Source organism: Angustibacter speluncae (assembly GCF_054777815.1).
In genome coordinates this window covers 1-3,585 of the sequence record NZ_BAAHAF010000177.1, presented here as the reverse complement: position 1 = coordinate 3,585, position 3,585 = coordinate 1, and the positions used below count along the sequence as shown (strand labels likewise).

Sequence of the window (3,585 nt, the reverse complement as noted above, 5' to 3'; positions counted from 1 at the left end):
CGGGTCGCGTCCGGGCACCTGCGGGCGGCCGCCCACGTGCTGCGCGACCCCGACGGCCGCTGGGGCGAGGCCGACCCGCTGCTGCGCCGCTTCGACCGCGGAGCCGTCGGCGACCTGCTCGCCGCGGCCGGCTTCGACGTCCTCGACGCCGTGGGGCTGCGCGTCTTCGCCGACCTCGTGCCGCGGGCAGCGCTCGCGGGCGACGGCGGCGCCGAGGCGCTGCTCGCCCGGCTCGAGCAGGAGGCGGCCGCCGACGACGCCTTCGTCGACGTCGCGCCGCTGCTGCACCTGCTCGCCGCGCCCACCGGCTGAGCCGGGCGGGGGAGTGAGGTGAGCCGCGACCAGCTCGGGCGGGTCGGCGGGTGGGCCGACGGCCGCCGCGAGGGCGAGGGCCTGACCGCCGACGACACCGGCTGCCACGTCCTGCACGTCGACATGGACGCCTTCTACGCCTCGGTCGAGCTGATCGACCGGCCCGAGCTGCGCGGCACCCCCGTGATCGTCGGGGCAGGCGGCGGCCGCGGCGTGGTGCTGTCGGCCACCTACGAGGCCCGCCGGATGGGCGTGCACTCGGCGATGCCGATGGCCCGGGCCCGCCGGCTCTGCCCGGTCGCCACCGTGATCCCGCCCGACCACGCGCGCTACAGCGAGGTGTCCAAGGGCGTGATGGAGGTGTTCCGCTCGGTCACCCCGCTCGTCGAGCCGCTCAGCCTCGACGAGGCGTTCCTCGACATCGCGGGCGCCGTGCGCCGGCTCGGCAGCCCCACCGAGATCGCCCGCCGCATCCGGGCCCAGGTCGAGCACGAGCAGCGCATCACCTGCTCGGTCGGGGTCGCCGCGAGCAAGTTCGTCGCGAAGCTGGCGTCGTCGCGGTGCAAGCCGGACGGGCTGCTGGTCGTCCCCGCCGCGCAGACCATCGACTACCTGCACCCGCTGCCCGCGAGCGCGCTGTGGGGGGTCGGCGAGAAGACGGCCGAGCAGCTGCACCGGCTCGGGCTGCGCACCGTCGGCGAGATCGCGCACACCCCGCGTGACACCCTGGTGCGCGCGCTCGGCCGCGCCACCGGCGCGCACCTGCACGAGCTGGCGTGGGGACGCGACCCGCGCCGGGTGCAGCCCGAGACGGGGGAGAAGAGCATCGGTGCGGAGGAGACCTTCGGCACCGACGTCGACGACCCCGAGGTGGTGCTGCGCGAGCTGCTGCGGCTGTCCGAGCGCACCGCCCGCCGGCTGCGCCGGGCCGAGATGGTGGGGCGCACGGTCACGCTCAAGGTGCGGTTCGCCGACTTCACCACGATCACCCGCAGCCGCACGCTGCCCCAGCACACCGACGTCGCCGCCGAGGTGTACGCCACGGCGCGCGCGCTCTACGACGCGCTGCACCTCGACCGGGCGCGCATCCGGCTCGTCGGCGTGCGGCTCGAGGGCCTGGCCGAGGCGGGCAGCCGGCCGCGCCAGCTGCGCCTCGACGAGCGCGCGCACGGCCGCCGCGAGGCCGAGCAGGCGGGCGACCGCGCGGTCGCGCGGTTCGGCCCGCACAGCGTGCGACCCGCCTCGCTCGTCGAGCCCCGCCGGCCGTCGCCTCCCGGTCCGCCCGGGCCGTCCTGACGGTCCTCGGCGGGTCGTCCGCCGACGCGGGAACCCACCGGGCTGCCCACTCGTCCACCTGTCGTGGGGTTCGGGTTTCGCCGGGACCCCCGCCGACCTACCATGGCAGCAGGCGCCGTCGTCGACGCCGACCGCCGCGACCCCAGGTGCGCACGACATCAGGAGGCACCGTGCCACTGAGCGACCACGAGGAGCAGCTGCTCTCGCAGATGGAGCAGCAGCTCCTGCAGGACGACCCGAAGTTCGCCTCGGCGATGCGCGGGTCCCGCGGTGCGCGCGGCGGGCGGCGCATCCTGTTCGGCGCGGCGGGCGTCGCGGTCGGCACCGTCCTGCTGGTCGCGGCCGTGGTCGCCCAGCTGATCTTCCTGGCGATCCCCGGCTTCCTGCTGATGCTGGCCGGTGTCACCTACGCCTTCTCCCGCCCCAAGCAGCCCCAGCGCAGCGGCCCGCTCGGCGTCGTCGGCGCCGACGGCACCACCCGGGCCCGGCGCGCGGGCGACCGCGGTGCGAGCAGCACCGGCGGCGGGTTCATGCAGCGGCTCGAGGAGCGCTGGGAGCGCCGTCGCGGCGAGTGGCGCTGACGCCTCCCGCACGGCCGGCGGGGTAGCCCGTCCGGAGCAGTCGTCTGGTGCGATCGCACCGCGAACGGTCAAGTGAGCCACCTCACCCGCCGACACCTCACCCATGCACGCCGTCGTGTCCCGAGCCAGCGAGGTCGTCGCCGCCTGGCTGTGCCCGTCCGAGATGGCACGCATGCGCTTCCAGGACATGCACGACCGGGTGCGCACCGCGCGCCGCATCCAGGCTCTGGCGATGAGCGTGGCGTCGCTGTGCAGCGCCGCCGTGTACGGGTGGTGGATCGCCGCCCTCGTGGTGATGGCCGTCGTGGTGCTCGCCGCGCTCGAGCGGGCCTACCGCGACGCCGCCCGTCCCGAGGTCGCCAGCTTCGTCAGCATCGTCGCCCTCGAGGTCATCCTCGCCCTGGCCGTGCTCGGCACCGGCGGCCTCGGCAGCCCCCAGCTGATGTTCCTCACCATCCCGGTGCTCATGCTGGCCGCCAGGTTCCGGCTGGCCGTGGTGTGGGTCGGCATCGCCGGCGCCCTGGTCGTGACCGCCGCCGTCTGCGTCGGCGCCGCCGTCCTCGGCCCCGTCCCGACCGCCCCCGCCTTCGTGCAGGTCGCCTGCTTCCTGGCCGTCCTGGCCAGCCTGGTCGCGGTCGCGCTCACCCTGATGTCGGCCGAGATCGCCTCGCGCGGCGACGCGGTCGTCGACCAGCTCACCGGCCTGTTCAACCGCAAGGCGCTGCACGGCCGGTTCACCGAGGCGGCGGCGCAGGCCCGGATGATCGGCGCGCCGGTCTCGCTCATCATCTGCGACCTCGACCACTTCAAGCGGGTCAACGACGAGCACGGGCACGACCGCGGCGACGTGGTGCTGCGCGAGGTCGCCTACCGGATGCGCCGCACCCTGCGGGTCTTCGACCTGGTCTACCGGCTCGGCGGCGAGGAGTTCCTCGTGCTCCTGCCCGGCCAGGACGAGCAGGCCGCCGCGATCGTGGCCGACCGCCTCGTCGAGGGCATGCGCTGCGAGCCGGTGGCCGACCTGCAGCTGACCATGTCGGCCGGCGTGGCCACGCTGACCCCGGACCTGCTCGACTTCGACGACCTGCTCAAGGCCGCCGACCTGGCCCTGTACGCCGCCAAGCGCGCCGGACGCGACCGGGTCTGCGTGGCCTCCGAGGTGCCTGCGGCCGCGAGCTCGCTGCTCGGCTGACGACGCCGGCCACGGGCGTCACGCGCGGTCAGTCCCGGCGGCGGCGCCGCAGCCGGCCGCTCACGGCGCGGTCGACCCGGTCGAACCGCATCCCCACGCGCTGAAGCGTCCCGCGCAGGTGCGCGACCCCCGAGGCCGGCAGCAGCCGGGCCCGCCAGGTGTCGGCCGCGGGGCGGTTGCGGCCGACCTCGCGCGCGAGCACCC

At 75.9% G+C, this 3,585-nt stretch carries 3 protein-coding genes and 1 pseudogene; all 4 read left to right on the top strand.

Features of this window, described 5'->3' with window-relative positions; genetic code table 11:
• Positions 1-312, top strand: a pseudogene (locus ACYVKY_RS20015) (SAM-dependent methyltransferase); the annotation flags it as partial.
• Positions 313-330: 18 nt separating this feature from the next.
• Entirely contained in the window at positions 331-1,608 is a 1,278-nt protein-coding gene (locus tag ACYVKY_RS20010; protein ID WP_460436747.1) for a Y-family DNA polymerase, read from the top strand.
• 170 nt (positions 1,609-1,778) lie between these two features.
• Complete coding sequence (locus tag ACYVKY_RS20005; protein WP_460436746.1) at positions 1,779-2,189, top strand: DUF3040 domain-containing protein; 411 nt, start codon at positions 1,779-1,781, stop codon at positions 2,187-2,189.
• Positions 2,190-2,292: 103 nt separating this feature from the next.
• Positions 2,293-3,381: a GGDEF domain-containing protein gene (locus ACYVKY_RS20000; protein WP_460436745.1), complete on the top strand. Its 1,089-nt coding sequence runs from the start codon at positions 2,293-2,295 to the stop codon at positions 3,379-3,381.
• Positions 3,382-3,585 lie beyond the last annotated feature (204 nt).

What these genes read in the sequence shown, in the direction of transcription:
- ACYVKY_RS20000 (WP_460436745.1), top strand. Translation starts at nt 2,293, where the DNA reads ATGCACGCCGTCGTGTCCCGAGCCAGCGAGGTCGTCGCCGCCTGGCTG.